Genomic DNA, 22,581 nt, shown 5'->3' on the forward strand with positions numbered 1-22,581 from the left:
CGCTTTTACGTTATGGAGTACGCATCAAGTGACTTAGTACCATCAAAGTGATAAAGCTTCCTAGACTTACCAGGACGATAAAGGTAAATCTGGCAACAGGGCGACTGCGAGTCGTAACATACAGCAGAACGACCGCAATCCAACCCACTAAAATTCCGCATAGAAAACCAACAGAAGCTGTTATGCCCAGAATCAGAACTACAATGCCATAGTCTAGTCTAGATAACCTCGATCGCGCCTCAACCAGCCACTCGACCAGCATCGAAATTCCCAGATACAGCAGCAATCCCCCCAAAACGGCCTTTGGGAAATAGGATAATAGCGTTGGACCTAAACCAAGTGCAGCTAGGCAAACGACGGCGCTAATCACTCCCATCAGGCGAGTTCTGCCTCCCATCTTATGGGCCAGCATAGAATCACTTAAGGTATGGAAACAGACAATGCCGCTACTAAGGCCGACAACCAGATTCGCCAATCCAGACGCTTTTAGTTCACGGTTTAGATCAAGTGTTTTCTGCGTAGCTAATGCCAAGCCTCTAGAGGCTAACAGTACGGGACAGGGCACTAATAATTGCAATTGTGATCATGCTGCTCAACTGATCTGCAACTACTGACCAGTGAATTTGAGGCAGATGGGACAGATTCAGCGGTTGCCAAGATCCTTTCATAGAAAAAGGTCCAAGCAGTAGACCTTGGCTACTTGCTTCGACAACAGGCAGATTGATAATCGATAAAAAACCATAAAAAACAGCAATGCCGCCCAACAAATTGATGGGTATGACCAGGAAATGAGTATAGCGCTGCGAAATAATTAATAGATGAATGGCAAACAGTAATCCAGGTAGCCATCGAATCCATTCTGAGGAATGAAAAAGCGAAACTATATGGGGGATAGTGAGAGAATTATCGGTCATCAGTTCAAATGCGCCCTGCACCAACAGCCAACCGGTACTGGCCAGAAAGCCGCCGACTACAGAACAAGGCACTCGCTTTACCCATTCTCCAACCCTCAGCAGTCCTAAACCTAGCAGAAAAACCCCTGTTATCAAAGACGTGAGCGCAATCGTGGCAATAATGGTAATTAAAATCTCTGTATCGGGTGTGGAAGCAGGCAGCCGTTTGACAATCACTCCAGCACTCCAGCCCAGAATCGCTGCAGGAACTGGGTCTAGGTCAGCAATGATGCCTGGAAAAGAACTGGTCAAAGCTACCAGAGTCCGAGTGGTTGCACTACTAAACAATGCCATGCCAATCCCGACCGGCAGATAGCTGGAAAGACTACCAGAAAAAATCAAGCTGGTAAATGAGATATTTAGCAATACTCCGATTGTTCCGGTGACAATACCTGTGGTGAGGCTAGGCATTAACCGATGGGGCTGAACTACTTGCTGCAATAGCTGCCGTTGAAATTGGGTTCGAGTTCTTGGGGAATGGGGCATAATTCCTCGATTGGCGGCTGGAAATTAGCTAAGTAGGTGAGCATAATTAAACATAAAACCCAAAACGCTGCGCGGGCGCTGCAGGGTTTTGAATCTGGTTTTTAATTATGCCGAGGTACTTATTAGTGAATGAAGCGATTGAACAGCAGATCAGCAATCCCTTCTCAGATTGCTGTCCGATGACTTTGTTGTTTGAGAACTGCCTGAAGAAGACCTGCCTAAACAGTAATCAGCGGTTTTATGGATTGGGGAAGCTGCTCGATTTCGTTCAGAAATTGATCGATCGCTGCATGGGGATTGGGGCTGCGGGTAATTTGTAATAGATGAAACTTAATCTGACAGAAGGGACTTGGGTGAGGAGGTAAAGTTCAAGACAGCAGGGGCAGTCGGTGCGGCTCTCAGTTAACAACGCTGTTGCAACGGATTGTCAGTTTTTGCTAGTGGAGAGGCAAAGTCAGTCTGCACCGCTGAACAGCACCGTTAGACCGAGTATACTCAAGCGATCACAGAACCATCCAAAAAAGTTGAATTACTATGTCACAGACTCTTCTCACTGCCGAAGAAATAGCGAATAGTTGTACAGCAATTTACCTAAGCGGTCTTCCTGGACTCACACAAAGTGGATCTGCCAAGCCTGAAGTGCCTGTTAGGATCATAGTGACCAAAGGCTTGGTCAAAGTTGCCACAGCAAGGTCAATATGGCGTCCTACAGAAAATTGGGAAATTTCCGCTCAAATAAATGTGAATGAAATTGTAGATGTGCAAGTTTTCAACAGTACTGAGCTGATTCCTAAGGAAAAAGCTGAACGGAGTGTAATTGGTCGGGCACTTATAGGTGGTCTGCTTTTCGGTCAAACCGGAGCCTACATCGGTGCAGCGAGTGGTTTTAAGGAGAAGGCGCAAAAGGTCGGGGATTGGTTTGTTGCTGTGGCCTTTGTCCGGAGCAACATATCCAATATTGCGCTCTTCCGCGCTTGGGACGACAGATATTGGGGAATCAAGCACACCTTCCGCACTTTGGACGAAAATATGCGGGATCTCAAGCACGATCCGAATCCAAGGAGGGCGGCTAGCGCTCTCTACAACGCCTTCCGCGCTTTAGACGAAGGGCTTAAGCACATTCCAGATCCACAAAGGGCAGCTAACATTCTCTACAACATGATTATTACAGGTAGGCAAGAATTGCAGACCATTCCTTGAGAGTAACTAACCCTGTTGCTGCTTTAATTGAGAGTGACAACATTGGTCATGATCTTGCTGGGGATACTATCATGACCAAATTAGCCGATCTAAAAAAGTTATTAGATGCAGGGCTAATTACGCATCAGGAGTACGACTCAAAGAAGTCAGAACTACTGTCGAGGTTTTGAATGCTTTGAGTTAACTCACCCGCAAGTGTTGCGACTCGGCATCTTCATTGCTCAGGATAAAATGGTGGGGTAATGTTGAAACCGAGGACAAACCTATGACAGTGCGACAACGGCGTTACCCTAAAGAAGAGATAGCGCGACGGGGGCAAGACCTCTATGAATCTGGGATTCGGCAGCAAGTTGAAGCTGGGAACGAGGGTAAAATTGTGGCGATCGACATCGAAACCGGAGATTTTGAAGTCGATGAAACTGTCGTACCTGCTACCAACAGGCTGTTTGAAAGACATCCCGAAGCTCAACCCTGGATAATTCGGATCGGGCATCGTGCTGTTTATCATTTTGGGGCACGGAGTCTGAAGCAAAATCCATGATGCAGGGAGTTGTGAATTTACGGCGTGAAGCAACGCTGACTGTTGCAGTCGGTAACTCCCAGCGACAATTGCAAGCGATCGACACTGTGGTTGATACGGGGTTCAATGGATTTCTATCTTTGCCCTCTGCAATCATAACCAACTTGAATTTACCTTGGAGTGGCTCTGATTTTGTCACTTTAGGTGATGGAAGTGAAACTTTCTTCGATTTGTATACTGCAATGGTGATTTGGGATGGGCAGTACCGTGAGATTGATATTGCAGAATCGGAAACGGAACCTTTGCTGGGGATAGCGCTGCTTTACGGGTATCGGTTGCAGGTTGATAATGTTGAGGGCGGCATAGTTAAGATTGAAGCCTTATGACTTGATGTGAGAGCGATCGGTGAGGTACGGTCTAACATAGCCTCTGCATCCACTCAATGCTGCTGCAACGCCGGCACGGTGAAAAAGAAAGTACTGCCCTCACCGAGTTTGCTTTCTGCCCAAATTCTGCCATCATGTTGTTCGATAATTTTGCGGCAGATGGTTAGTCCCAGCCCGGTGCCGCCCTTGCGCCGCGAGTCCGACGAATCCACCTGCTGAAATCGCTCAAAGATACTTTCGAGTTTATCAGCCGGAATTCCCTGTCCCTGATCGCGTACTTGAAACAGAACTTCGGCGGGAGTGGGTTGGGATTTGGCCGACTTGCGCCCCTTCCGCCGCGCAGCAGGAGTCACCGACCGAGCACCTGATGATTTAGCAGATTGGGCTAAATCGATATACTCGACCGACAACCAAACCGTGTCACCCGGTGCCGAAAACTTGATGGCATTGCTGAGCAGATTGGTTAGCGCCTGCACAATATAGTCAGAGTCGGCCCAGATCAGGATATCTACCGGATGGTTAGACAGAATTACCTCATGCTGTTGGGCCATCGGCTGCATCGATTCGATTGCCTGGATCATCAAATCTGCCGCATTACAGGACTGTTTTTCCATCCGGACTTCGCCCGACTCGATCCGCTGCAAGTCCAGCACGTTGTTCACCAAGCGCACCAATCGGTCAGTATTCTCATCGGCAATTTCCAGCATCTGCTGCCCGTCGGTGGAAAGGGTACCCAAGCGGCCCGTGGTTAAAATCTTCAGGGCGCTATGCAGCGAGGTGAGCGGCGTTCGCAGCTCATGGCTGACGACTGAAATAAATTCATCTTTCATGCGTTCAATTGCCTTGCGCTCGCTAATATCGCTCGTGAGTGCAAAGAACCCCTTCACCGTTTGCTGCTCGTCCAGATGGGGAATGTAGGTGACATTAACCGAACGGATTGCTCCCGTTTTGATTTTGATTTCCGTTTCGTAAATCACGGCTCGACCGGAAAGCGCCTCTTCTACATAGGGAGACATGCGTTGGTAGCAGTCTTCGCCCCAGACAGTTTGCAGATGGCAGCCGCAGATCTGACTTGGCGGTTGGCCCAACCAATCAGCATAGGCTTGATTATTAAAGCGGTACCGCTGCTGGTCATCCACATAGGCAATCAACACCGGCAGAGCATTGGTAATCAAACGGAGCTGTTCCTCACTTTGCCGTAAAGCAGATTCTGCCTGCATCCGGTCGTTGATCTCCTGCTGAAGGCTGTGATTTGCTTCTCGCAGTTCTGCCGTGCGCATTTCTACTAGTTCTTCGAGGTGGCCAAGCAACTGGGCTTGCGCTAAAGCAATACTGATCTGATCAGCCAATTGCTGCATCAGCTCTAGCTCAAAGTCATCCCAGCGGCGGGGCTGGCTGCACTGATGGGCAATCAACAGACCCCATAGTTGGTTCTCGGGAATTGATGCATTGATCTGGGGCGAGTTCAAGTTTTGCAGAATCGGCACAATTAGCTTGGCCCTGATATCAAACTGCTCGATAAACTCCACCAAACATTCCGCCAATCCCGCCGCCGGATCCCGCACATCTGCAATCGCCCGCACCCGACCTTGGGCATAGAGCTGCTGATATTCTTTGGGAAACACCTCTTCTGGAAACTCCATCCCCAGAATCTCTGGATAGGCATGTAACACGGCTTCGCTGATCGGTTTGCCAGTACCATCGGGCAGCACCTGATAGATCAGCACCCGATCGGCCTGCAAAATCCGCTGCACTTCGGTGACGGTGGCTCGCAAAATCTCCTTGAGCTGCAAGGATTGGCGAATTTTCAGCGTCACCTCGGCAAACAACTCAACCCGCTGCCGCTGCCGTGTTCTGACTTGTTATAATAACTCGAGCTAAAGCAGAAAAATGTATCTGGAACTACGGAGACATTACCAATAAAAATACCAATAAAAATACCAATAAAAAAGGGAAAGCAATTGCTTTCCCAAATGGACGTTTAGCTGTCAAGGAGATTTACCTAGAACGATAGCGACTAGAAAACCGAGATGAACGTTTTGCAGAACGATGGCGCGATTTGAATGCTTTAGCTCCAACGCCAATCATGCCGAGTAAGGCCAAAGGTCTCAGTGATAGCTCCGATGTGGGTTGTCGTTGAGCGGTCTCGGGCGTTTGCTTTGGGGACTGAGAATGGGACAAGCCAGCTAGGGAAAGGGCACCGGCCAGAATAATCGCCCCTAATGCTGCTGGGCTTTTTGCCGCTGAATCTTGCTTCATCGCATAGGCCATGTAAATGAAGTACAGCAAGATCAGTGCAGTCAAGATAATTAAGAACCCAATCATAGCCGAATTACTAGCAAAGGTGTAGATTGGGCCTTCTGCTTCGCTAAATTCTTGGAAGGTTTTAAACGGGCTGGTCATATCCTGTCTCCCTATTCAGTTGCTAGTTCAGTCGAACTTATTGGTGTAGTCGCGGTTGCTGGCCTGGTCTGTGTTACGAACGTCATCGTGGCATATTCGGGATAGCCTTCCACCCCTAAATCGGCAATATCTAATCCTTCAATTTCTTCCTGACGCGACACTCGCAGTAGGTTTAGCTTTTTCAACACCCAGCTCGTGCCATAGCCTGGAATGAATCCCAGCAGCACAACGCAGATCAACGCTCCCAGAATTTGACCAAACAGATTGATCGAGGGAACGCTCTCCCCCTGAGGGAACCCAGCCGCCGCAATTCCAACCACCACACAGCCAAACAACCCACAGAATCCGTGCACCCCGACAGCCCCCACCGCATCATCAATCCCGATTCGCTCGATCATTAGAGCAACTTTGGGCATGAGATAGGCGCCAATAAAGGCGATCACAATCGCGAGAGCCGGATGGTAAATATCCATGCCACCGCCCGCAGAAATGATTCCCGCTAGACCACCAGAAATGGTGAAGAACGGATCGGCCTTTGAGGAAATGTAGGCAGCAACTAATCCAGACGCTAACGCCAACGTAGTCGTTACTCCAATCGAAGCGAGAGTCATGGGAGTACCGTAAATAGTTGTCTCTTTCTCATAGCCGGGTAGAAAGATCATGCAGGCGGCCAAGAACGCATAGAAGCCAACAAAAATCAGCATTAGCCCTACCATTGTCAAAGGTAGATTATGGGGTAGGATTGGCCTCGGCTTGCCGTTTTCGTCAAACTTACCGATGCGGGGACCCAGATTGAGCAGCACTCCTAGTGTAAAAAATCCCGATACGCCATGCACCACAGCCGCGCAGCCAAAATCGTGATAACCAAACTGTGTAAACAGCCAACCAAATGCACTCCATCCCCAAGCGGCAGCAACCACCCAAGTGAAGCCACCTAGCACAATCGACATGATCAGGTAAGCGCCGATCTTGACCCGCTCGATCAAGGCCCCGGAAAGAATGGAAGCCGTTGTCATGGCGAATAGGGCAAAGGCAAACCAAAACACACCCGTTAAGTGATCAGCCGTGTTGGGGCCAAGCGCTGGTGACCATGGGTAGGACGCCTCTACATAGGGCATGGCCGCCTTGACGGTTTCATTCACTTCAGGATTGGTCCAGGGTCCTAGAATGCCGCCTGTGAGGGGAAATAGCGGGAAGGCATTGTAGACCCACCAGCCGAAGAGGAAAAAGGCTAACCCCACGCTAGCAAGACCAGTTCGACACCAACGTTTATGCCGCGTTCGGATCGTTCGAGTATCAGGTCAGCCCGCAGTTCACCGCGGGCGTGGCACTGCGTTACGACATCGAGGACCGGACGACCGAATCGCTGGTGCCCGACGTCGACGATCCCTTCACCGGCGGGCCGATCAACCCGGGCCAGGCGTTCGGCGCGCTGGTGCCGCAGGATGCGACCTTCAAGCAGCTCCAGCCCAAGGTCAGCCTCAGCTACAAGCCGACGCCCGACCTCAACATCTATGCCAACTGGGGCATCGGCTTCAAATCGGGCGGATTCAACAACCAGGGCTCGCAGGCGATCATCGACGCCTCGTTCAACGATGGCGTCACGCCCGGCACGATCGACGCCGACGTGCTGATCACCGACCGGTACCGCAAGGAGAAAAGCTCGGCCTTCGAGGTCGGTGTGAAGGGTTCGTTGTTCGACAACCGCGTGACCTTCGACCTCGCGGGTTACTACACCAAGATCGACGACATGCAGTTCTTCGAATTCTTCGTCGGCGGCTTCGGCCTGCTGCGCGTGGTCTCGAACATCGACGAGGTCGAGGTGAAAGGCGCCGAGTTGAACCTCACCGGCCGCGTGGTCGACGGGTGGACGCTCTACGGCGCGTTCAACGTGACCGACAGCGAGATAAAGGAGAACGCCTCGCGCCCCTACACCGTCGGCAACAAGTCTCCCTATACCGCCGACTGGACGGTCAACCTCGGCAGCGAGATCCAGGCGCCGCTGACCGAGACGATCGACCTGCTGTTCCGCATGGATTATCGGATCACCGGCCCGACCTGGTTCCACTCGGTGCAGGACCAGACCCGCCCGACGATCTTTTCCGCATTGCTGCCGATCTCGGCGCTGGGCCTGCCCGCCTTCGTCGGGGATGCGGACTATTCGATCGCGCGGCGCGATACCTTCGGCGTGCTCAATGTACGCGCGGGGATCGAGACCGGGAATTTCTCTGCCCACGTCTTCGCCGATAACGTCCTCAACGAAAAATACATCGCCGAGGCCATCCCCGCGATCGAGTTCGGCGGATCGTTCATCTCGCCCGGCGCGCGGCGGCTGGTCGGGGTCGAGCTGGGTTACAAGTTCTGACGCCATGAGCGGGAACAAGCGCATCAAGGTCATCGTGCCCATCCCGATGGACGAGGCGGGCGTGGCAGCGCGCGCGGCCCAGCTCCCCGCGGGGTTTGTCGCCCCCGGCTTCGCCCCGGAGTTCGCGGCGGTGCCGTGGGGCGCGGCGCTGGGCGACAGCTGCCACGACATGCTGCTGATGGACTGGACCGTGTTCCAGGCAGGCATTTCGGCAGAGGAGGAGGGCTATTCCGGAGTCCTGATCGACACCGTTTCCGACAGCGGGCTGCGCGCCTTGCGTTCGCGCCTGTCGATCCCGGTGGTCGGCCCGGGCGAGGCGGCGTTCGCGACGGCGATGATGCTGGGGAAGAAGTTCACAGTGCTGACCATGTGGCCGCAGTGGTTCCCGCTCTACGAGAAGACCCTGACCGAATACGGCTGGTGGAGCCGCGTCGCCTCGCTGCGCTCGATCGACACGCGGCCGGATGTGACCGAACTGCTGGCGGGCAAGGAAGAGGTGATCTTCGCCAAGCTGAAGGCCGAGGCCACCCGCGCGATCGAGGAGGATGGCGCGGATACGATCGTGCTCGGCTCCACCACCATGCACCAGTCCGCGGCCTATCTCGCGGGCGAACTGCCGGTGCCGGTGATCAACCCCGGGCAGGTCGCCTTCAAGCAGCTGGAGCTGCTGATCGGCCTTGACCTCCGGCTTCTGCCACGACCGTCATATCGGCTTGGTGGCTGAGAATGCCAACGATGCCATCGCGTACCAGGGTATGGTCTTCTGCCACCAAAATTCGGATTGATGCAACTTGGTTCATGCTGCCCTCCTTTGGCTAAACGATCGGGATTGTGACCTGAATGGTGGTGCCTTGCCCAGTCTGGCTAGTGAGGGTGAATTCGCCGCCAATTTGCTGAGTGCGCTGCTGCATACAGGTGATGCCAAAACCCTGTCTGGGCTGCTGGGGGTCAAACCCCTGTCCATCATCTCTGATTTTAAGTTGAACGAAGGCTGGCGTAAATTGCAGGTGCAGTTGAATCTGTTGGGCTTGGGCGTATTTGAGGGCGTTGGTCAGCGATTCCTGTCCAATCCGCAGCAGATGCGATTCGATTTCGTGGGGCAGAGCAATTGGGGTGCCATCGACGATGATTTCAGTGGCGATCGCGGTGTGATCGGTCATTTGTCCTACCAGTCTGAGCAGAGCAGTCTGGAGGTTACTGGCTTCCAGGGCTTCCGGACGCAGTGACCAGACCGATCGGCGAGCCTCTTGCAATCCCTGTCGCGCCAGCAAGCCTGCATGGGCGAGACGTTTTTGCACAGAGGCGGGCGCTGTGGCGATTGTTTCCTGGGCGGCTTCGAGTTGCATAATCACTCCGGTGAAGGTTTGCGCCAGAGTATCGTGAAGTTCTTGGGCAATCCGGTTGCGTTCTGTGAGCAGCGTGGCTTGCTGCGCTTCAGCTTTGGCGGCTTCGGCTAATCGCGTCAGTTGAATTGCTAACGTTGCCTGCTGAGCAAGAGCTTGGGCGAGCTCCAATTCCTCTGGAGTGAAGCTACGTTTTGTAGAAGCTAATGCCAGTAATCCGATCGGCTCATCTCTCAGCGTCAGCAGTAAATTAATGCCTGCTTGATGGTCTTGCTGTTGCACTTGCCATTCTAGAGTTCCACGAAATACATACTGTGCTGCATTGTCACGAGTAATCAAAAATGGTTTTCGAGTTTGAAGTAGAGTACCCCAGATCGGTAAATTTTTAATCGGAACTGGGTTTAAAAATGGATCAATCTCTTCAAGTTCGTGATTCAACTGAGCTGCCTCTGGAGTGACACGCATCTGTAACGTTAAGGTTTGATCATTTGGATCGTAGAAGAAGAGGTAGCCTAAATCAATCTGAAGCTGTTGGGAAATTTCGAGCAAAACATGACCCAAAAAAGCATTAAGGTCAGGATCAGCAGCGAGGCGATCGAGCGAGTTTTTCAACGCCTGATTCGTTTTCGCCAGTTCTGCCACGCGATCCTGTTCGGCTTGTAGGAGAGCTTGTTGGGCTTCTCGCAACTCAGTAATGTCAACCTGGCTAATCCAGGTACTTGTCACACAATCATTCTCGATCGTACTGACCGCACTGTTGAGAAAATATCGCTTGCGTCCGCGACGATCGAATTCTACTGTTTCTAGCTGATGGCAAGTATAACCATTCTCAATATACGCTCGCATTGCAGCTTGGGTTACTTCGGAATAACGATCGTGGAAATCATTTGGGGTTAAGCCAATCAGAACTTCCGACTTCTCAAACTCATACATTCTGGCAAGTGCAGCGTTGGCTTCAGCAATATAAATCGACTGATAACATAGTTCTAGTTGTTTATCCACAGGTAGAGTCAGCGGAATAGGTTGTTTGTATCCCCAGCGGAGAATTCCTTCACTGCTCAATTCAAACAGAGTGCGATAGCGTTTTTCAGATTCAGTCAATCGATCGAGTGCCTGTTGCAGTTCGGCATTGAGACGTTCGATGGGCCATGATGCGTCGCTGCATTTCGGCAAACTCTCGCCGCCGCTTCTGTCGGTAAAGCAAGAGATAGATGCCCGAAAAGATCAGCAGCGTTAGGGCCGCCCCTAGGGTCTCAATCAACAGACGCGACTGCAACTCTGTCTGAGCGCGCTCGACCTGAGATTGTAAAGTTTGTTCAATCACAGTTCGGAGGGCAATAATTTGCTGCCGCACTTGGCGCTGCTTCTGCCGGATTTGGATGATAATTGAATCTTGAGCCGTGAGGGGCGCTTGAGTTTGCTGAAACTGGGCAATTGCCTGTTCACTCAGCGTCAAATATTCAGCCACGAGCGGTTCGAGTTGCTCCAATTGCTCTAGCTGATCGGGAAAGGGACGTAGAGACTGGTGCAGTTGGTCCAGCAGCGGCTTGATGGGTTCTACGGCAGTTTGATAGGTCTCCAGTTCTGTAGCATCGCTGTAGAGGTAGTAGCCCCTGCGGCTGTAGTCAGCTTCGGAAAGAGCAAGCAACAGATCGTTGAGGTTTTGAACCGCCGCCTGAGTTTGGTTGACCTGTCGAGCACTTTGCCTGAGTTGGCTCGTATTGAGGTGCGAAATCAGTCCCAATCCTCCGAGCAGCATCAGCGCTACGGCATAACCCACGGTGACTCGCTTTCCACCTAGAGAATAGCGCTGATAGATTCTTAATAGTCTGGGTGGCAGTTTAGCTTTAAGACGTTCAATTGGGCCGTAAGTAGACATAGGATTGCTGCATCAGGATTTAGAATATAGGCTCTGTACACAGGAAATCGACAAAATAACCGGCAGAATAGATCAAAGACTGATGATCAGTAGGCCAATATCAAAAAAGAATTCATTAGATTTCATTAGATTAAAGATCTATCCTGACCAACCCCGATCCGGAACCCCAATTTGCCATGCGTATTTTGGTCGTTGAAGATGATGTCCAAATTGCCGATATGCTGTCGGAAGCGCTGACCAGCCGTCAGTATGCAGTCGATGTGGCTCAAGATGGTGAAGAAGCATGGGATTGGGTTAGGGCCTTTGAGTATGATCTGGTTTTGCTGGATGTCACCCTGCCGAAGCTGAATGGGATTCAGTTGTGTCACCGTCTGCGCGAGCGTAATTCTGCAATTCCTGTTCTGATGCTAACCGCCCGCGATACGATTGCCGACAAAATTGTCGGCCTCGATGCTGGAGCGGATGACTATGTGGTCAAACCGTTCGATTTGGAAGAGCTAATGGCGCGAGTGCGGGCACTGCTGCGACGCGGCGGCTCAATTCAACCCAACCTCAAATGGGGCAGTTTGCGTCTCAACCCCAGCACCTATGAAGTCACCTATGACGATCAGCCCGTGACGCTAACGCCGAAAGAATTTACCCTGCTGGAACTGCTGATTACTAGCGGTCGGCGGGTGTTAAGTCGTCCCGGTATTATTGAGCGCATCTGGTCTTCAGAGGATCCGCCCACCGAGGAAGCTGTTAAAACCCATATCAGAACACTGCGTCAAAAACTCCGATCTGCTGGTGCCCCCAATGATTTCATCGAAACCGTTCACGGTTTGGGCTACCGCATGAAGCAGCTTGATTAAATCTAGGTTCTGGGTCTAGAGTCTGAGTCTAGATGCGCAGGCCCATCCCCCCGAAATCCTTCCACTTCGCCCCCAAATTCCTAACCTCGACTCGATACCTTGAGAATAAAGGAATTCGCAGGGAGTGTTTCAGTGTCAATCATTCTCGTCGTTGAGGACAATCCGCTCGTGCAGGATCTGCTGTGCGACATGTTGGAAGGCTACGGATTTCATGGGAGACTCCTGAACAGCTACAGGCGTATTTGACTCAAAAAGAGGAAGCGAAACGGCGCGATCATCGCAAACTGGGGCAAGATTTGGATCTCTTCAGTATCCAGGAGGATGCAGGTGGGGGATTGGTCTTCTGGCATCCGAAAGGGGCGCGGATGCGACTATTGATTGAAGACTACTGGCGCAAAGCGCATTTAGACGCAGGGTATGAACTGCTTTATACGCCGCATATTGCCAACCTTGAGCTATGGAAAACATCGGGGCACTTCGACTTCTATCGCGAGAATATGTTCGACCAGATGGAAATTGAAGCGCAGCAGTATCAACTGAAGCCGATGAACTGTCCGTTCCATGTGCTGACCTATCAGACTCATTTGCATTCTTATCGAGAGTTACCCATTCGTTGGGCAGAGTTGGGCACCGTCTATCGCTATGAGCGATCGGGCGTGTTGCATGGGTTGATGCGAGTGCGCGGCTTTACTCAGGATGATGCTCATATTTTCTGTTTACCGGAACAGGTGGCGAATGAGATTTTGGGTGTGTTGAATTTGACCGAGCAGATTCTGTCAGATTTTGGCTTTACCGAGTACGAGGTGTACCTTTCCACTCGTCCTAGCAAATCGGTGGGTACGGATAATATCTGGGAATTAGCGACGGATGCACTCGTGCAGGCCTTAAATATAAAGGGATGGAATTATGTGACTGACGAGGGCGGCGGTGCCTTTTATGGTCCCAAAATCGATATCAAGATCAAAGATGCGATCGGGCGTTTGTGGCAGTGTTCTACGATTCAAGTCGATTTCAACTTGCCGGAACGATTTGATATGGAATATGTTGCCGTCGATGGTTCACGCCAGCGTCCGATTATGATTCACCGTGCTATCTTTGGATCATTAGAACGGTTTTTCGGAATTCTGGTAGAAAACTATGCGGGGGATTTTCCCCTGTGGTTGGCACCAGTGCAGGTGCGGTTGTTGCCCGTCAGCGATGATCAGCGCAATTATGCAGACGCGATTGCCTTACAACTCAAACAACTAAGCTATCGGGTTGAGGTCGATCAGAGTGGCGATCGCCTGAGTAAACAGATTCGCACCGCAGAACTAGAAAAAGTTCCCGTCGTTGCAGTCATCGGGAAACGGGAAGTGGAAAATCAAACCTTGAGTATCCGAACCCGCCAATCAGGAGAACTCGGATCGTTAAAGCTTTCAGAACTTCAGGAAAGAATGCAGAAAGCAATTGAAAATAGACAACAGATTTAGATTAAGAGGAACATAAAAGTATCTCTCCTATCCTTACATGTTTAGGACTACCCTTCCTTAATTTTCATCTCTTTGAGAATGTCCATTTTTTTAGGGGAAGGTCACTCGATAAGAAAAGAGGCACTTAAACGTGCCCCCTGAGCGTGAAGATGGAGAAGGTGAGTCAGAATGGGTGAAGAGACGAAGGATTCAGAGTATTGTGGGGTCAACCGTGGTGAAGTCGCGCTGACGCAGGCTCACGCTCACGCCCCGCAAAAAGGCTAATGCATCATCGCCCAAGCTAATCCGCGTACCGCCATTGATTTGCTCGATCGTCAGACGATTAAATCTCATGCCTTCCATCAAACCTAGTTTGTCTTCACCTTGGCGGAAGCCACGGATTTGATCAACCCCCTTGCCGATTTCTAAGACAAACAGGTCTTCACCCTCACCACCGATGACGATATCGCTGCCTGCTCCACTCATAAGGATATCATCACCCTCAAAGCCTCTGAGCGTATCAATGCCCTTGCCACCCATTAGCAGGTCATCCCCCTTTCCGCAATGCTGAGTGAATCAGTGTTTAGTAAATCGATTGCGCAACCGCTTTACCAGTTGGATACCGACCAATGGCGGGTAGGAGCATGGAGGTAGGCAATCGTGTCCACTGCTACTTTGGCCAAGCTGTAGCCTTGTTTCGCTAAAAACTGAAAACATGCTTGCTGGTCGGCAGGGCTGAGAAAACTATGCTCAAAGTGAATAATTGCAGGCTTGATGTGATCAAACGGCATCATCTTGAGAATCTCAAAATCAAATCCCATTGTGTCGAGGACCAGCAAATCCACCTGTGCGACCTGGTGTTTGGCCAGCAGCGATTGAATGGTTAGAGCTGGTAGGGGAGTCTCTTGAATCATGGAATCAAGGTCTTCTGGAATGGCGTCCAATCGCTTGACATTGCGCCAGTAGTAGAGAGCACCCCACACAGCATCTCTGCTCAAGCTGGCCGACTGAGACAGCCAAAATGGTAGATCGGTTATGCCCTGTCGAATTGTGTAAAACGTTGCCGTACCATCGTGGTCGCTGATTACCGCATTTTCAAAAATTAGCTGCGGCTGGTCCTGATAATTGGCTTGCAGTGTTTTGAAGGTATAAGGCTGCGGTTCGACTAGAATGCCGCGCCAGTGGTACTTACGAATCAGTTGAGAGACGGGATCAGCGGAGGAGCCATCATGGGCACCAATTTGGACGACGAAAAGTTCGGGTTGGTGTTGGCGATAATCCTGCACGATCAGGTGCAGCAGGTCGATGAAGGGAAGTTCAATAGCAGGAAAACCAGAAGCCGAGGAGGACTGTTTAATAATTTGGTAGCCCAACCGATGAGCAATCTCTGAGATGAATCGTAACGGCATGAGGAACGTTGTAAGGATAAAGGGGTAGCGCGAAGGATTCGATTAACCGAAATGGGTTACCAGATGGAACCATTGAATTTGGCTAAATTGGCAACTCTAGATCATAAGATTGCAAAATCTGATCGCAAAAGTGGGAGAGAGGCTCAAATCCCATCTCGCTCACCTTCTATAGCTATGATGCTTCCTTCCTAGAGAGGTTGGGTGAATTTTCAATAAAACAGTGCTGGTCATTGGTGATTATTAGGAAAACCTTAATTTCTTTCGTTTTATTCAGCTTTATGGAGATATTTCTCGCTTTATCTGTTTGAGGTATTCCAAATTTTGGTAACAACATACAGGTTGTCCATCACAGTGCTAGTTCTCTATGGCAATGGGAAATCTGAGGGCAGTTGTTTTGAACTCCCCTACTTTGAAATACAACCATGCAGCAGTTGGATCAGGACCAGTGGCAACGAATGGATCAGGACCAGTGGCAACGAATTTGCGCTGAACTACAGCGAATTTGGGGCTATGCGGCGTTTCGGCCTCCCCAAGGCGAAATTGTCCGTGCCTTACTGGCCAAACAGGATGCCCTAGTGGTGATGCCAACTGGCGGCGGCAAGTCGATTTGCTTTCAGCTGCCGGCTCTGCTAGAAACGGGCTTGACTCTCGTGGTTTCTCCCTTGGTGGCGTTGATGGAGAATCAGGTTCACGAATTACAAAAGCGCCATTTGCCGGTGGCCTTGCTGCACAGTGAATTGCCAACTCACCAGCGCCGTAAAATTCTGGGGTCGCTAGAACGGCAGCAACTGCGGCTTTTATACCTCTCTCCAGAAACCTTGTTGAGTTTGCCGGTTTGGCAGCGCTTGAGTCAACCCGATTTAGCGATCAATGGGTTGATTTTGGATGAAGCGCATTGCTTAGTGCAGTGGGGAGACACGTTTCGGCCTGCCTATCGGCGCTTGGGAGCGGCACTGTCGGTTCAATTGTGTCGGTGATATCCGTGTGGTGAACCAGCAAGTTGTAGAGCGACTCGTAATCTGAATCAACCGCATCGTCCTTGAGCTTGATGTCCAGTCCCGATTCGGCATCCAGATCGGAAAGAGCCGCTAACCCCATGGCCAGCATCGCCCGACAGCGATCCAGCATGATTTGCACCCGTTCCATACAGGGCTGCACTGGGTAAGGAAACAGCTTGACGGCAATTTCTCCGATGTCTTCGGCGTAGTCGCCAATTCGTTCTAAATCGCGAATTAGCTGCATCAAGGCGCTCAACAGGCGCAGGTCTTGGGTGACAGGAGCTTGCAACGCCATTAGATTGACACAATCGACCTCAATCTGGCGGTAAAGCTGGTCAATTTGCTTGTCCTGCACTGAAATTTGATAAGCAGCTTCCAAATCACGCTCACAAAGAGCCTTCCGTGCCAACCAGCAAGAATGTTCCACCAAAGCACCCATGCGCAGCACATCGCGCTGGACACGCCTGAGCTGCCGTTCAAACTGAAGCCGGGTAGGTCGTTTATCTTCCAACGAGTGGCTCTCCCTACTGAGGATGAAGAACAAAAATCGAGAAGCCTAAAGCCGGATCAGACTTTGAACCTGACTCCAGCAAAGGGGTTAAATCATGAGGCTGCACATCCAGGATCAACACCATATTGCTGAAATCTCCGTTTTCCCAGGATAACCCTTGATTCTAGTTTTCGATGTCTACAGCGTTGCAATAGGCAGTTACATCCCAGTGACACAGAATCTAGAAAGCAACAACTGTGATCCAAAACTGTGATCCAACCGCGTTCTAGAACGTCCGTTCTTTGTTACATCATGTGACAAAGGGTTCCACAATGCCCAGATTTATCTGACATTTAATGACGTTAGCCCATGCTTACTTCATCCAGAAGTGGGCAAGGTCGCTTGCCATATATCACATGACCTTAGGAGTTTTCTAAATCATGTCTATATCAGATACTCAAGTCTATGTTGCGCTAGTCATTGCCCTGATCCCGGCTGTGTTGGCGTTCCGGCTCTCCACCGAGCTGTATAAATAGAGCTATCAGAGCTATCAGCGAAGGGATCGACTACCGCTGGTTTGACGAAATGCGCTCTAGATTGCAAAGCAAGCTTTAGAGGCAGTAACGAACAGCCAGCGGGATATTCCGCCTATTCAAAACGGGGAGTCAGTCTCTGGATCGCGCCTAGTGTTCGAATTGGGCACTTTAGGTCGATGCAGCGATTCGTACTCCCTGTTCTATTTAAAGCAGCATAAAGAAATTGTAAAGTTCAGTCATGAGTCAAGAAAATTTTGGCTTCTATTTTTCATGCTCACCACTGGTATAAGCTTGCTGTAGCCCGCCTCTAGCGCCTGAACTGTCTTTTGATGACTGACTCACAGGACTGCCAAAAGTAAGTCAGTTATGCAAAAATACTTTCTCAAGTTGAAACAAAGTCTCAGAACTGTGTTAGTACTGAGCTAGAAATTTCTTGAGCGAATAAAATAGGCGTGCAGCTCAAAAAATAAGCTTGCAAATTAAAAATTTTGCGTTAATCTCTTGTTTGCAAGCAGTTCCTGAAGCCTAGAACCAACGGGCTAACGGCGCATCCTTTAGCGCTTGCGATTTATTTCTTTGCAAAATTGCCCCTCTTGAGAGCAGGGTTTGACGACTATGAACGCATTGCAACCTCAACATGATCCATCTCCCTCGCCAAATCCCTCTCGTCGGCATCGAGTTCGCAGACAGCCCCGTCGGCCTCCTCAGCGTTCGCCCCACCATTAAATATTTTTGGATGCTTCTTAATGCCTTTGGGATACTTTGCTCATTATCCCCAGAGGAAACGCGGTTTTCTCAATTTTGCAATAATTCGGCTGAGATGAACTGACCTCAGGCGTCTAGTTTGCATTTTTTGCATCAGGTTTAGGCTCAGATTGCGCAGCCTCTCGTCCGTCATGAATCGCATCTTGGGCGGCCTCGTGCTCTGCCAGAGTCTTGCTGAAGACATGAGTGCCGTCGTAACGGGCAACAAAGTACAGATATTCGGTGTCGCTCGGATTTAGCGAGGCTTCTAGACTAGCAATCCCAGGGCTGGAAATGGGAGTTGGAGGTAGGCCAGTATTCTCGTAGGTGTTGTAAGGCGAAGGGGTGCGGACTTGATCCCAAGTCAGAGGCTGATCGGGTGTTTGCCGGATGCCGAGGGCATACTCCACTGTTGGATCTGCGCCCAGAGGCATGCCTTCTCGCAGCCGACGCGCAAAAACGCTGGCAATCTGAGGCCGTTCCGAGCCAACGACAGCTTCTCGTTCCACAATGCTAGCTAGAGTCGTCCATTCTAGCAGGCTGTAGGGCGTCGTGCCCTTACCCTGCTCATAGACCGGCAGCGCCAGCTCTTGAAAGCGACTCAGCATTTGATTGACCACCAGTTGGGGCGTCAGTTCGCCGGTGAATTTGTAGGTGTCGGGATAGAGGAACCCTTCCAAATGAGGAATATTGGCTGGTAACCAGGGGAATTTGTCGCGGGGAATTTGTTTGGCTGCTTCTAGAAACGCTTCTTTGGTGAAGTAGCCTTGTCCGGCAAAGTAGTCGGCCATTTGCTGCATCGACCAACCCTCAGGGATGGTGAAGCTGCGCTGCATGACTTCGCCGTTCCAGATCTTGTTAGCGATGTTCTCCATCGGCTCGGTAGGCGACAGTTCGTAAATCCCGGCCTGAAAGCTGCCATCCCGATTTTGCAGCGTTTGTAGCTTTGTCCAAAGATTCCAAGCCGGAAGCGAGCGAATTAGTCCGGCGGACTTTAGATCTTCACCAATTTGCTGAGCGGTCGTGCCTTCTGGAATTTCGATCTGAATAGCCTGGCTTTCGTTGGAATTTGCTGAATTCGCTGCATCGGCTTTAGCAATCGGCGGTGCACTCGCCCAACTCCACCAAGCCCAACCTTGCCAGCCGCTGATACCCAACACCACCGGCAGCAACAGCAGGTAGAAAAACCACCTAGAAATTCGAGAGAGCGTTTTCATGGCTGTTTCGAGATCATTCAGATTTCGAGGGATTTCAAGAGGTTTCGAGCTAATCGTCTATATCTTCAAAGAGCTGGGCTTGGGATTCTAGCTGTGACCGCAACTCTTTGAATTCTTCTAGTTCGAGTAGGGTCTGTAGCTCTTCTAGGGAAACGAGCTGAGGCTGCCCCTTTTCATCGAGCTGGGCAAAAAACAACAGCGGATCGAGCGGGCTGCAAACCACATATTCCTGCTCCTCATGGAAAAAGGCGGCTAGCTGCTGAAACTGCTCGTAGCTGGGTTCGCTATCAGACTCAATATCGAGGGTAATCAACTCGTCTTCGGTCACGTCTGGGAGGTCGCCGCTGGCTGTTAGGGTCAAGGCCGTGCGGTGCAAGATCAGGTCTTGTTCGGCCAAAACGGCTCTGGCGGTGGAAAACACTTCATCGAGTTCGTCGTCGTCGATGTCGATCAACATTTCTTCGTCATCGTTTTCTTCGTCCGCTGCCCAGGCGAAGATTTCAATTGGCGAGTCCACTGGCATCAGCAACACATAGTCTGTCCCTTTCACGGTGAGCGTGTTGTTACCCAGCTACACACCTCAGTATGCAGGCTATGTGGGTTATCGTGGCTTAGTCAATGAGTGGGACTTAGACCCAGAAACGGCCGCCATCTTTACTGAGCGATTTGTGTTCTATCAGTTTCCCAATTCACACATCCTGCAATACGTCATTCCAGGTGAGAATGAGTCACTGGTGCCAGGAGAACGGCGCTTTAACTGGGTGTGGTATGTCAATTACGATGAAACCACCGAGTTGCCGCAGATTCTCACCGATAAGCACGGCAAGCGTCGAGATTTCTCGGTTCCACCAGGTCTGATTGCGCCATCGGTCGAACAAGCAATGCGCTCGTATGCCAATCGAGTCTTGGTTGCTCCGTTTCAAAAGCTAATAGCAGCCACCAAAGAGCCGTTTGTGCAAGCCATTCTGGATTTAGGTGTGCCCCAAATGGCATTCGATCGAGTTGCCTTAGTGGGAGATGCAGCCTTTATTCCCCGCCCGCACACCGCTGCGAGTACCTCAAAAGCAGCAGCAAACGCAATCGCGCTCGTCGATGCTCTTATAGACCATCAGGATGTTTCAGAAGCACTCTCCGCTTGGGAAGGTGATCAACTGGCATTAGGAATGCGGTTATGGAAACACGGCCAAGCGTTGGGAGAACAATCTCAGTTTATCTACGGCACAGAACGCTGGGAGGGGGAGTTATGAAGTCATTAATAGACAAGAACAATAATAGACAAGAACATTGATCCCACCTGTTGTTCGCAGTAGTTTGCGTCGAGTCTTAGCAGCTTGCGAATTCAGTGGATATGTGATTCCGCAGGGTTGGGATATCTATTATCAAATTCCTGAAACTCATCAAGATCCACAGATCTATAAAAATCCAGAGCGATTTGACCCTGACCGATTCTCTTTAGAGCGGACGGAGGACAAACAAAAAGTTTTCAGTTACATTCCATTTGGCGGTGGCATTAGAGAATGCTTAGGAAAAGAGTTTGCCCGATTGGAAATGAAGATATTTGCTGCTTTGTTAGTGCGCAGCTACCAATGGGAACTCCTGCCTAACCAAAATCTCGAACGGACTATATTACCTTTCTCGCGTCCTCGCGATGGCTTGAAGGTGAAGTTCTGGCCGTATGAAGGCGAGAGCAGCGAATCATAGTTTTGTACATCCAAACGTTTCAACGCTGAAAGCAGAATGGCGTTTTAGATCAAGTCGGAGGACAAAGTATTTGCATCAAAAGCTCTGTAGCGATGCCTAGGATTCATTTCGACAATGCTTCCCAGAAATTTTATTTTACAAAATATAGAACATATAAACGAAACAATTAATACACGACTGAAATCTGTAACAAAACATACAAAGAGTGGCACGAATAGATAAGTCATCAAACGTAGGGCAAACAGACTGCAATGGATCACATGTCTGCGATGCAGGTTTACCGAATGAGCGGATTGATCTATCTCTGTAGTTTTTGAGTCTTTTGAGTTAGATGTAATAGGTTATTGGCACTTGAGCCAGCTGTCTGATCGTAGACAATCTTGAAAAAGAGTAAAGAAAAGCTCGGTTTCATCCAATCCCAGGAATAATTGACCATAGACACATGAAATTTTGTCAATTCGCCCGTTGAACACATCCATTAGTGATATATTTATCGTGCATTCTGTAGGAGCATTAAGGAACCTAGCGTACTGGATATGTCCATACCGCTGCTGATTTTGGAAGAGAGTTTGGCAGGTGCCAATCTGCTAGCAAAAATGCTAGAGAGTGCAGATGGTCAGTCGTGGCAGATTACTCACGTCAACTGTTTAGAACGATCAGGTCGCCAACTTTTGCGGTACTCTTCCAATCAACGCGGCGTATATCGTCATTAACATGATAATCACGAAGAGCGAGCAGCTCGTGTCCGCTACCGCGCCGCAGCAAATTCATCTGCCCCGAACCTGAAGGAGCCGTTCCCAGTCTCGGTATCTGCTCATCAATTTTCGGTAACACGACCAATTCGGTTTCCTTCGCCGAAAGACGCCGTCTGTGCCGAAAAAATGAGAATGGGTATTTTGTGGTTACCTCAAAATCCTTGATAAGGAACTTTCCCCGACGTGGAAACACATGCAGCGACATAGATTCGACGGAAGAATTCCTGGGAAGACGAACAAAATAATCAAGCGTCCGGGTAACTATCGGCGGTTTTACAAGCCTTTTGGCAATTAGGCTTGGAAGTATCTGCTCCAACTCATCAGCGGCAATAGACCGCTCCCTCTCCGTCCCTCTGACTTCGACCACTACGGAATTGCTTGCCATCAACCGTTTTCGATTGGCTACGGAAACATATACCGGTGTTTTCTCGCCTGCAAAGATCATTTCGGGAAAACGCATCCTGACGTCAAGCTTCTTGAGCGTTAGGCGTCCCGCTATAAAGCCTACCAATATCGACGCGATCAGGAACGAAAGAACAAGGAAAAGGAGATTATTACCGGTATTCCATGCAGAAAACCCTACGATTGCAATAAGTGCAAGCATTATCGCTCCGCCAAGAGTAAGGTCAAAAGGCAGATTTAGCTGTGAAGCTTCGCGGCTGGCTCCTCTAGCAAGAGGAGGCACCACAAAGATCAGGATCAGCAATACGAAGATAAGGGAGAGTCCGGCAGCGATACCGGCAAGACGCGGCTGGCCTGTGCGGTGGGCAACCAGAGTCAGCCCAGCAAGGAGAAGACCGCCGACCACCACCACGCCGCCCATCGCGGCATTTCTGATGTCGCGGACACTAAAAAGCTGTTTTATATCGGAGAGGTGCATCAATGGGGGCGCTTTAG

The 22,581-nt window shown here is 50.4% G+C and carries 23 protein-coding genes and 2 pseudogenes; 12 read left to right on the forward strand and 13 right to left on the reverse strand.

Annotated features, from left to right (window positions below; translation table 11 throughout):
- Positions 1-10 precede the first annotated feature (10 nt).
- Positions 11-532: a SulP family inorganic anion transporter gene (locus tag JVX88_RS41050; RefSeq protein WP_211621377.1), complete on the reverse strand. Its 522-nt coding sequence runs from the start codon at positions 530-532 to the stop codon at positions 11-13.
- 4 nt (positions 533-536) lie between these two features.
- Positions 537-1,439 carry a SulP family inorganic anion transporter gene (locus JVX88_RS41055; RefSeq protein WP_211621379.1) on the reverse strand — a complete coding sequence of 301 codons (903 nt, stop codon included), beginning with the start codon at positions 1,437-1,439 and terminating at the stop codon, positions 537-539.
- 534 nt (positions 1,440-1,973) lie between these two features.
- Here JVX88_RS41055 and JVX88_RS25350 point away from each other — a divergent pair.
- From JVX88_RS25350 to JVX88_RS25365, 4 genes are all read left to right on the forward strand, one after another.
- Positions 1,974-2,639, forward strand: coding sequence for a hypothetical protein (locus JVX88_RS25350; RefSeq protein WP_211621381.1), 666 nt, complete (start codon positions 1,974-1,976; stop codon positions 2,637-2,639).
- A gap of 71 nt (positions 2,640-2,710) precedes the next feature.
- The gene (locus tag JVX88_RS44405) at positions 2,711-2,809 is read left to right on the forward strand and encodes an SHOCT domain-containing protein (RefSeq protein WP_225931722.1); all 99 of its coding nucleotides are present in this window, start codon (positions 2,711-2,713) and stop codon (positions 2,807-2,809) included.
- Between the two features lie 95 nt (positions 2,810-2,904).
- Positions 2,905-3,180, forward strand: a complete 276-nt coding sequence (locus tag JVX88_RS25360) for a hypothetical protein (protein WP_211621385.1) — start codon at positions 2,905-2,907, stop codon at positions 3,178-3,180.
- Complete coding sequence (locus JVX88_RS25365) at positions 3,177-3,545, forward strand: clan AA aspartic protease (protein ID WP_211621387.1); 369 nt, start codon at positions 3,177-3,179, stop codon at positions 3,543-3,545. Before JVX88_RS25360 ends, JVX88_RS25365 begins: the two co-directional genes overlap by 4 nt.
- Positions 3,546-3,598: 53 nt before the next feature.
- On the opposite strand, the gene JVX88_RS25370 is transcribed toward JVX88_RS25365, so the two are convergent.
- The 3 genes from JVX88_RS25370 to JVX88_RS25380 form a co-directional block, all read right to left on the reverse strand.
- Positions 3,599-5,362, reverse strand: a complete 1,764-nt coding sequence (locus tag JVX88_RS25370; RefSeq protein WP_225931171.1) for an ATP-binding protein — start codon at positions 5,360-5,362, stop codon at positions 3,599-3,601.
- A 181-nt stretch (positions 5,363-5,543) separates the two neighbouring features.
- A complete protein-coding gene (locus tag JVX88_RS25375) occupies positions 5,544-5,948 on the reverse strand; it encodes a hypothetical protein (RefSeq protein WP_211621392.1) in 405 nt (134 codons plus the stop codon).
- A gap of 11 nt (positions 5,949-5,959) precedes the next feature.
- Positions 5,960-7,189, reverse strand: coding sequence for an ammonium transporter (locus JVX88_RS25380; protein WP_225931172.1), 1,230 nt, complete (start codon positions 7,187-7,189; stop codon positions 5,960-5,962).
- 68 nt (positions 7,190-7,257) lie between these two features.
- Here JVX88_RS25380 and JVX88_RS25385 point away from each other — a divergent pair.
- Together JVX88_RS25385 and JVX88_RS25390 are read left to right on the forward strand one after the other, a co-directional pair.
- Positions 7,258-8,313, forward strand: a pseudogene (locus JVX88_RS25385) (TonB-dependent receptor domain-containing protein); the annotation flags it as partial.
- A gap of 4 nt (positions 8,314-8,317) precedes the next feature.
- The gene (locus JVX88_RS25390) at positions 8,318-9,037 is read left to right on the forward strand and encodes an aspartate/glutamate racemase family protein (RefSeq protein WP_211621394.1); all 720 of its coding nucleotides are present in this window, start codon (positions 8,318-8,320) and stop codon (positions 9,035-9,037) included.
- A 91-nt stretch (positions 9,038-9,128) separates the two neighbouring features.
- Here the strand turns inward: JVX88_RS25390 and JVX88_RS25395 are convergent, their stop codons facing one another.
- Positions 9,129-10,829 carry a histidine kinase gene (locus JVX88_RS25395; protein ID WP_211621396.1) on the reverse strand — a complete coding sequence of 567 codons (1,701 nt, stop codon included), beginning with the start codon at positions 10,827-10,829 and terminating at the stop codon, positions 9,129-9,131.
- Positions 10,750-11,535: a CHASE3 domain-containing protein gene (locus tag JVX88_RS25400; RefSeq protein WP_211621398.1), complete on the reverse strand. Its 786-nt coding sequence runs from the start codon at positions 11,533-11,535 to the stop codon at positions 10,750-10,752. Before JVX88_RS25400 ends, JVX88_RS25395 begins: the two co-directional genes overlap by 80 nt.
- 176 nt (positions 11,536-11,711) lie before the next feature.
- Here JVX88_RS25400 and JVX88_RS25405 point away from each other — a divergent pair, with 176 nt between their 5' ends.
- Both JVX88_RS25405 and thrS read left to right on the forward strand, forming a co-directional pair.
- On the forward strand, positions 11,712-12,386 hold the full coding sequence (locus tag JVX88_RS25405; protein ID WP_211621400.1) for a response regulator transcription factor: 675 nt from the start codon (positions 11,712-11,714) through the stop codon (positions 12,384-12,386).
- 182 nt (positions 12,387-12,568) lie between these two features.
- Positions 12,569-13,855 (forward strand): threonine--tRNA ligase, encoded by a 1,287-nt coding sequence (thrS, locus tag JVX88_RS25410; RefSeq protein WP_263975245.1) that lies wholly within the window; start codon positions 12,569-12,571, stop codon positions 13,853-13,855.
- A 189-nt stretch (positions 13,856-14,044) separates the two neighbouring features.
- Here thrS and JVX88_RS25415 read toward each other — a convergent pair.
- Together JVX88_RS25415 and JVX88_RS25420 are read right to left on the reverse strand one after the other, a co-directional pair.
- Positions 14,045-14,383 (reverse strand): annotated as a pseudogene (locus tag JVX88_RS25415) (hypothetical protein); the annotation flags it as partial.
- A gap of 59 nt (positions 14,384-14,442) precedes the next feature.
- Positions 14,443-15,243: an FkbM family methyltransferase gene (locus JVX88_RS25420; RefSeq protein WP_211621404.1), complete on the reverse strand. Its 801-nt coding sequence runs from the start codon at positions 15,241-15,243 to the stop codon at positions 14,443-14,445.
- Positions 15,244-15,665: 422 nt separating this feature from the next.
- On the opposite strand from JVX88_RS25420, the gene JVX88_RS25425 reads away from it, so the two are divergent.
- The gene (locus JVX88_RS25425; protein ID WP_317134440.1) at positions 15,666-16,220 is read left to right on the forward strand and encodes a DEAD/DEAH box helicase; all 555 of its coding nucleotides are present in this window, start codon (positions 15,666-15,668) and stop codon (positions 16,218-16,220) included.
- On the opposite strand, the gene JVX88_RS25430 is transcribed toward JVX88_RS25425, so the two are convergent.
- A complete protein-coding gene (locus JVX88_RS25430; RefSeq protein WP_225931174.1) occupies positions 16,111-16,752 on the reverse strand; it encodes a phosphate signaling complex PhoU family protein in 642 nt (213 codons plus the stop codon). The genes JVX88_RS25425 and JVX88_RS25430 overlap by 110 nt on opposite strands.
- A gap of 419 nt (positions 16,753-17,171) precedes the next feature.
- On the opposite strand from JVX88_RS25430, the gene psaM reads away from it, so the two are divergent.
- The gene (psaM, locus tag JVX88_RS25435) at positions 17,172-17,267 is read left to right on the forward strand and encodes a photosystem I reaction center subunit XII (RefSeq protein ID WP_072009690.1); all 96 of its coding nucleotides are present in this window, start codon (positions 17,172-17,174) and stop codon (positions 17,265-17,267) included.
- 839 nt (positions 17,268-18,106) lie between these two features.
- Here the strand turns inward: psaM and mltG are convergent.
- Positions 18,107-19,228 carry an endolytic transglycosylase MltG gene (gene mltG / locus JVX88_RS25440; RefSeq protein ID WP_211621406.1) on the reverse strand — a complete coding sequence of 374 codons (1,122 nt, stop codon included), beginning with the start codon at positions 19,226-19,228 and terminating at the stop codon, positions 18,107-18,109.
- Between the two features lie 49 nt (positions 19,229-19,277).
- Positions 19,278-19,778 (reverse strand): DUF3727 domain-containing protein, encoded by a 501-nt coding sequence (locus JVX88_RS25445; protein ID WP_211621408.1) that lies wholly within the window; start codon positions 19,776-19,778, stop codon positions 19,278-19,280.
- A gap of 1 nt (position 19,779) precedes the next feature.
- On the opposite strand from JVX88_RS25445, the gene JVX88_RS25450 reads away from it, so the two are divergent.
- Together JVX88_RS25450 and JVX88_RS25455 are read left to right on the forward strand one after the other, a co-directional pair.
- The gene (locus tag JVX88_RS25450) at positions 19,780-20,475 is read left to right on the forward strand and encodes a hypothetical protein (protein ID WP_225931175.1); all 696 of its coding nucleotides are present in this window, start codon (positions 19,780-19,782) and stop codon (positions 20,473-20,475) included.
- A gap of 37 nt (positions 20,476-20,512) precedes the next feature.
- Positions 20,513-20,929: a cytochrome P450 gene (locus JVX88_RS25455; protein ID WP_211621411.1), complete on the forward strand. Its 417-nt coding sequence runs from the start codon at positions 20,513-20,515 to the stop codon at positions 20,927-20,929.
- A gap of 639 nt (positions 20,930-21,568) precedes the next feature.
- On the opposite strand, the gene JVX88_RS25460 is transcribed toward JVX88_RS25455, so the two are convergent.
- On the reverse strand, positions 21,569-22,564 hold the full coding sequence (locus tag JVX88_RS25460; RefSeq protein ID WP_225931724.1) for a DUF58 domain-containing protein: 996 nt from the start codon (positions 22,562-22,564) through the stop codon (positions 21,569-21,571).
- Positions 22,565-22,581 lie beyond the last annotated feature (17 nt).

It is taken from the genome of Leptolyngbya sp. 7M, from assembly GCF_018128485.1.

Excerpts from the sequence above, each read along its gene's own strand:
- JVX88_RS41055 (WP_211621379.1), bottom strand. The coding sequence starts at position 1,439 with ATGCCCCATTCCCCAAGAACTCGAACCCAATTTCAACGGCAGCTATTG.
- JVX88_RS25350 (WP_211621381.1), top strand. The coding sequence starts at position 1,974 with ATGTCACAGACTCTTCTCACTGCCGAAGAAATAGCGAATAGTTGTACA.
- JVX88_RS44405 (WP_225931722.1), top strand. The coding sequence starts at position 2,711 with ATGACCAAATTAGCCGATCTAAAAAAGTTATTAGATGCAGGGCTAATT.
- JVX88_RS25360 (WP_211621385.1), top strand. The coding sequence starts at position 2,905 with ATGACAGTGCGACAACGGCGTTACCCTAAAGAAGAGATAGCGCGACGG.
- JVX88_RS25365 (WP_211621387.1), top strand. The coding sequence starts at position 3,177 with ATGATGCAGGGAGTTGTGAATTTACGGCGTGAAGCAACGCTGACTGTT.
- JVX88_RS25375 (WP_211621392.1), bottom strand. The coding sequence starts at position 5,948 with ATGACCAGCCCGTTTAAAACCTTCCAAGAATTTAGCGAAGCAGAAGGC.
- JVX88_RS25390 (WP_211621394.1), top strand. The coding sequence starts at position 8,318 with ATGAGCGGGAACAAGCGCATCAAGGTCATCGTGCCCATCCCGATGGAC.
- JVX88_RS25400 (WP_211621398.1), bottom strand. The coding sequence starts at position 11,535 with ATGTCTACTTACGGCCCAATTGAACGTCTTAAAGCTAAACTGCCACCC.
- JVX88_RS25405 (WP_211621400.1), top strand. The coding sequence starts at position 11,712 with ATGCGTATTTTGGTCGTTGAAGATGATGTCCAAATTGCCGATATGCTG.
- JVX88_RS25420 (WP_211621404.1), bottom strand. The coding sequence starts at position 15,243 with ATGCCGTTACGATTCATCTCAGAGATTGCTCATCGGTTGGGCTACCAA.
- JVX88_RS25425 (WP_317134440.1), top strand. The coding sequence starts at position 15,666 with ATGCAGCAGTTGGATCAGGACCAGTGGCAACGAATGGATCAGGACCAG.
- psaM (WP_072009690.1), top strand. The coding sequence starts at position 17,172 with ATGTCTATATCAGATACTCAAGTCTATGTTGCGCTAGTCATTGCCCTG.
- mltG (WP_211621406.1), bottom strand. The coding sequence starts at position 19,228 with ATGAAAACGCTCTCTCGAATTTCTAGGTGGTTTTTCTACCTGCTGTTG.
- JVX88_RS25460 (WP_225931724.1), bottom strand. The coding sequence starts at position 22,564 with ATGCACCTCTCCGATATAAAACAGCTTTTTAGTGTCCGCGACATCAGA.